Source organism: Dolichospermum lemmermannii CS-548, from assembly GCF_028330815.1.
Lineage (GTDB): Bacteria > Cyanobacteriota > Cyanobacteriia > Cyanobacteriales > Nostocaceae > Dolichospermum > Dolichospermum lemmermannii.
The window spans coordinates 1-6,085 of record NZ_JAQMTJ010000060.1 but is presented as its reverse complement, the minus strand read 5'-3'; the positions used below and the strand labels follow the sequence as shown (position 1 = coordinate 6,085).

The window sequence follows — 6,085 nt, the reverse complement described above, 5'->3', positions numbered from 1 at the left end:
TCGGTCATTGCCAAAAATAGTTCTCCAAATGCTTCGCCCGTACAGTTGTCAGTTGTTAGTAGGGGCGAAGCATTTGGAAGATAAATTATCGGTCATTGCCAAAAATAGTTCTCCAAATGCTTCGCCCGTACAGTTGTCAGTTGTCAGTTGTTAGTTGTCAGTTGTTAGTTGTTAGTGGTTAGTTGTCAGTTGTTAGTTGTCAGTTGTAATAATTTTTGCCTCTTGCCTCTTGCCTCTTGCCTCTTGCCTCTTGCCTTTATATATGAGCAATAGTGACACCACTACCACCATCGGCTTGTGCTGCTGGTTCGTAATGGGTAATTCTGGGATGTTGTTGTAAGAAAGCGTGAACTCCTTGCTTTAGTTTGCCAGTACCGTGTCCATGAATAATCCATAGGGGTCCAGCGGCTTCAGAAATGGCTTTGTCTAAGATATATTCGCCATCAGCTACGCGTTTTCCGCGCAAATCTACAGTATTTTGAGAGGTGCGAATGGCTGGGGCTGGTGGTGGTGTAACTACGGCTGGGGCTGGTTTTGCTTTAACTATGGGTTCGGGTTTTTGTCCATCTAATGATTCTATATCTTGGAGTTGGACTGTCATTTTCATGATGCCAAAACGAATGGCGAAATTGCCGTCAGCATCAGGAATTGTTAAAACTTCGGCGGTTTGCCCTAATTTGGGAATTCGCACGCGATCGCCGACTTTGGGCATAAACCCAGGTTTAGGTTTAGGTGGCGGTGCGGGTTCGTATTTTTGGGCAATTTGACTTAGGGATGCGGTGGCTTGTTGGGCATCTTGGGCGTTGGCTGTGCCTTTTTGCAAGCGGCGGATAACTTGGGCAATTTCACCTTTGGCTTGGGTAATTGCTTGTTGAACGGCAATTTCTTGGGAAGCCCGCAAATCTTTTTCTCTGGCTTCTAAAGCAGCGGCTTTGTCAGAAACTTCTTTATATAATCGTTCGGCTTGACGTAATAATTTTTGGGCTTCTGCGGCTTTGGTTTCTTGGTGGCGACGTTGGGCTTCTAAACCGGCAATGACTTGATTTACCTCGTCTGTGGCTTCTCCAACTTGAGTTTTAGCTGCTGCTACTACTTCTGGTTTTAACCCTAAACGCAAGGCAATACTCAAGGCGTTGGAACGTCCAGGAATCCCCCACAGTAGCCGATAAGTGGGTGAAAGGGTGGTTTCGTTAAATTCTACGGAAGCATTTTCAAACTGAGGATTTTCATATTTTAAGGCTTTGAGTTCGCCAAAGTGGGTACTAGCCATTGTTAGCTGGGTATGATTGGCGAGATATTTGAGTAAAGCGATCGCTAATGCACTACCCTCAACCGGATCTGTGCCTGCACCAACTTCATCCAGTAATACGAGGGACTGGTGATTGGGGACTGGGGACTGGGGACTGGGGATTGGTAGTTTTATTTTTTCTTTTTCTTCCTCTTCCTCTTCCTCTTCCTTTCTCCTGACTTCTTCCTCTTCTTCTTTCTTTCTCCTGACTCCTGACTCCTGACTCCTGACTCCTTTCTCCTCCAATGCTTCTAATATTCGACTAATACGGCGAATATGTCCTGAAAACGTGGATAAACTCTGTTGTAAAGATTGTTCATCGCCAATATCAGCTAAAACTTGCGAAAACCACGGCATTTCTACGGGTTCACGGGCAGGAACAAATAAACCCACTTTCGCCATGATAGCCGCTAATCCCAAGGTTTTTAAAGTTACCGTTTTTCCACCTGTATTTGGTCCCGTGATGGTGACTACCCGAATTTGGGGACTGATCAGCAAATCTACCGGAATGACGGGATTTCCTTGTTCGTGCTGCTGTTGCCATACTAATAACGGGTGGCGCAGATTTCGCAAGGTGATAATTTCATTGTCTTGACGATTGATAAAGCGCGGGGGGTTAGAACCTATCCACAGACTATAACGAGCTTTCGCAACTGCTAGATCTAAGGTGGTGACAATGGCTAATAACCTTTCTAAATCTGGGGTAACTGCGGCTACTTTCTCCGTCAAAGTCCGACGAATGGCTTCGGCTTCGGTTTGCTCTTTTCTGAAGATTTGCCGCAGTTGATTACCCAAGGGAACGACACTGCTAGGCTCTATATACAGGGTTGCGCCACTGGTGGAGGTGTCATGAACAATGCCGGGAATTGCGTCCTTTTGGGGGGCTTTGACGGGGATGACAAAGCGATCGCTTCTTTGGGTAATTAACTGTTCTTGAATTGCTCCCGATTTTGCTTGGATAATATTTTGGAGTTTTTGAGTAATTTGGCTGCGGATTTTCCGCAATTCTACCCGAATTTCCCCCATTTTCTGACTAGCGCGATCAGTTACTTCTCCCCGTTCATCAATACAACGGTGGATTTCCTGTTCTAATTCTGGGTACGTCCGTAATTGGGAAACTAAATCGTTTAAAACTGGGACATTTTCTTGATTATCAATGACACGGCGTAAATTTCTTGTCCCTGCCAGGGTGGTAGCGATCGCTAATAGTTCCTCTCCAGGTAAAATACTTTGGAGTATTGCCCGTTCTAGGGAATCACCGATATCTTGGATTCCTTCAAAGGATAATCCTGGATGTAAACGACTTTCCAGTTCGTAAACTTCTTTGGTTTGCGCTAATAACTGTTCACTTTCTACCTGGGTTTCAGGAATCGGCAAGTCACGCGCAACTATTGCCCCTAGCTTAGTTGCCGCAAAGGTGGAAAGGTGCTGGCACAAGCGAGGCCACTCTAGTAATTCTAAGGTTTCAGATTGAATCAAGGTTTCAACAACTAATCTGAAATTATCGTAACAATTTTAGCCGCCATCAGACTAAATCTTCAAGGATAAAATTTTTAGAAAAACGGTGACGCTGGCTGAATGCTGCCATCTAGTAGTTTATCAATCCAAAAATGACGGGGTAAAGGCAAGCAGGGGGAGAAGGGGGAGTAGGGGAGGGAAAAACAGAAGTTTTTTCCTATCATTACCCGTCAAATTTATTTTGACGGGTTTTTGGTAGTGCGGGCATCTTGCCCGCGTGAGCGAGACGCTCACACTACAGTCCATCATTTTTATCTTGACAAACTACTAGATAATTCTCTTTAATTGATTATATTTTCAAGTTAAAATCAAGGATTACAGCACCTTTGACACAGATAGAATTTACATAATGAACGCTACACAAGAACAACTAAAACTAAAATTAACACAGGCTTTAGTAGCTGCTTTTGGTACAGATTATACCAATACAGATCCAATTTTGGTTTCTGCCAGTAATCCTAAATTTGGTGATTATCAAGCTAATGTGGCTTTATCTTTAAGTAAAAAGTTGGGAAAGCAACCGAGAATTATTGCTGGGGAAATCGTTAGTAAACTAGATGTATCTGATATTTGTGAACCTCCAGAAATCGCGGGTCCTGGTTTTATTAACCTCAAATTACAAACTTCTTATTTAGAAGCACAACTTAACGCCATTCAATTAGATTCTAGATTGGGAATACCCACAGCAACAAATCCACAAAAGCAAATTGTTGATTTTTCTAGTCCGAATATTGCCAAAGAAATGCACGTCGGCCATTTACGTTCGACTATTATTGGTGATTCCATTGCCCGAATTTTAGAATTTTGTGGTCATGATGTTTTGCGGTTAAATCATGTTGGTGATTGGGGTACACAATTTGGGATGTTAATTACCTATTTGCGGGAAGTTTATCCAGACGCACTTACCACAGCCAACGCTTTAGATATTGGAGATTTAGTTAATTTTTACCGCAAAGCCAAACAGCGATTTGATGAAGATCCAGTTTTTCAAGAAACTTCCCGTCAAGAAGTTGTGAGATTACAAGCTGGTGCGGAAGATACACTTCATGCGTGGAAATTGTTATGTGAACAATCTCGACAAGAATTTCAAATTATTTATGATTTACTCAATGTTGAATTAATAGAAAGAGGTGAATCTTTTTATAATCCATTATTACCAAAAGTCGTAGAAAATCTAGCAACAACGGGATTATTAGAATCAAGTCAAGGGGCAAAATGTGTTTTCTTAGATGGTTTTACTAATAGAGAAGGTAATCCTTTACCTTTAATTGTCCAAAAAACTGACGGTGGTTATAACTATGCAACCACAGATTTAGCAGCTTTAGGTTATCGCATTCAAGAAGATAAAGCCAAGCGGATTGTTTATGTGACAGACGAAGGACAATCTAACCACTTTGCCCAATTTTTCCAAGTCGCAAGAAAAGCAAATTGGATTCCTGAAGATGTGGAATTAGTTCATGTTCCTTTTGGGTTAGTATTAGGAGAAGATGGCAAAAAATTCAAAACTCGTTCTGGGGATACTGTGCGGTTACGAGATTTGTTAGATGAAGCTATTAACCGCGCTCGTGCAGACATAGAAAATAGATTACAAGAAGATGAACGCACAGAAACAGAAGAATTTATGCAAAATGTCGCGGAAGTTGTGGGGATTAGTGCGGTTAAATATGCAGATTTAAGCCAAAATCGCACCAGCAGTTATGTCTTTAGTTATGACAAAATGTTATCTCTCAAAGGCAATACAGCCCCTTATCTTCTCTATGCTTATGTGAGAATTCAAGGTATTAGTCGTCAAGGGAATATTGATTTTACCAACTTAGGAATAAATCGCCAAATCTTACTAAAAGAAGATGCAGAATTAACTTTAGCTAAACATCTCTTGCAACTTGATGAAGTAATTAAGGAAGTAGAACAGGATTTATTGCCAAATCGTTTGTGTGATTATTTGTATCAACTCAGCGATAAGTTTAACAAATTCTATGAAAATTGTCCTGTTCTCAAATCAGAAGAACCTGCTAGAACTTCGCGGTTAATGTTATGTGATTTAACTGCAAAAACTCTCAAGTTGGGATTATCTTTGTTAGGAATTAAGGTTTTAGAAAGGATGTAATATTAAGTCCTGACGATTATAAATCTCGGCTACACAGACAAAACCCACTTGAATCATGAAACTCTTGTAGTGCGGGCATCTTGCCCGCTACATAAGTACCTCATTAGAGCGAAATCTGCTGTAAGCATCGTCATACATATCATCAGCCAAAAAAACCAACTCCATAACCAGCAATTATGTCATCACGAAACCTCTACCTTTTCTAAATCTACACCCTGTTCTTGATCTAATTCTGGTAAGTTTTTACCCAAAATTAGAACTGAAACCATCATTAATAAACTCGTCACCATAATTACACTGATCACATTCGGATCATCAAAATTACTCGTACCTATTAACAGTGCTGCGGCAAAATTGCGTTGTGCAGTTCCTACTCCTAGAACTCTTTGAGTATCAATACCAGGACCACCCAAAAGATAACCCACAGTAAAAGAAAAGATAATAAAAATAGCACAAACAAAGATCACACCATTTGTCAATAAAATAATAATTTCATGGAAATGTACAATTAACCTCACTCCTAAACCTAAAAGCAATCCAAAATTAGATATCTTGAAGATAATAGTTTGCAAACTAAGAGCTATATCTTCCGATTTGTTCTTAATTAATAACCCAATTACCAAAGGTATGATCATCATCACTATTAAAGGTTTAGCAATATCCCAAGAGTTGACTTCTACACCTTCTAAAACTAATGGTAATACAATCGGCATATAAAAAACAGTGCCGAACATTAACATCATCATCAACCCTGTAGCAAAAGCTAAATCCCCCTTAACTATTTGGGCAAGTTTAGGTAAAGCTGGCGGACCAGATGCTAATGCCATAATGATCAAACCATCTTTCACAGGTTCATTAACAGGTATTACTTGCAGCAGCAAATATACAAAAAGTGGCACTAAAACAAAATTTGCAAATAGCGATAAAACAACCAAACGAATATTACGAAGAGGTTGCCAAATCTGTTGAACAGTTAACTTTAAACCTGTACCAAACATAGTGGCAACAACAAAAGCCAGAAATGCAATTTTGTCAAGAATGGGGATAATTTCATTCATAAATTTCTTATTTCGCGCCAACAGGCAAAGAAGAAGAGAATATTCAATATGATTCTGTTAAGCCTCAAAATCTTTGTTAAAACGAACCACAGAGGCACAGAGGACACACCAGAG

The 6,085-nt window shown here is 40.4% G+C and carries 3 protein-coding genes; 1 reads left to right on the top strand and 2 read right to left on the bottom strand.

Features of this window, described 5'->3' with window-relative positions; all coding sequences use genetic code 11:
• Positions 1-256: 256 nt before the first annotated feature.
• On the bottom strand, positions 257-2,767 hold the full coding sequence (locus PN450_RS03205) for an endonuclease MutS2 (RefSeq protein ID WP_271835410.1): 2,511 nt from the start codon (positions 2,765-2,767) through the stop codon (positions 257-259).
• Positions 2,768-3,155: 388 nt separating this feature from the next.
• On the opposite strand from PN450_RS03205, the gene argS reads away from it, so the two are divergent.
• Positions 3,156-4,913 carry an arginine--tRNA ligase gene (gene argS / locus PN450_RS03200; RefSeq protein ID WP_271835409.1) on the top strand — a complete coding sequence of 586 codons (1,758 nt, stop codon included), beginning with the start codon at positions 3,156-3,158 and terminating at the stop codon, positions 4,911-4,913.
• A 182-nt stretch (positions 4,914-5,095) separates the two neighbouring features.
• Here the strand turns inward: argS and PN450_RS03195 are convergent, their stop codons facing one another.
• The gene (locus PN450_RS03195; protein WP_271835408.1) at positions 5,096-5,971 is read right to left on the bottom strand and encodes a bile acid:sodium symporter family protein; all 876 of its coding nucleotides are present in this window, start codon (positions 5,969-5,971) and stop codon (positions 5,096-5,098) included.
• Between the last annotated feature and the right edge of the window lie 114 nt (positions 5,972-6,085).

Excerpts from the sequence above, each read along its gene's own strand:
- argS (WP_271835409.1), top strand. The coding sequence starts at position 3,156 with ATGAACGCTACACAAGAACAACTAAAACTAAAATTAACACAGGCTTTA.
- PN450_RS03195 (WP_271835408.1), bottom strand. The coding sequence starts at position 5,971 with ATGAATGAAATTATCCCCATTCTTGACAAAATTGCATTTCTGGCTTTT.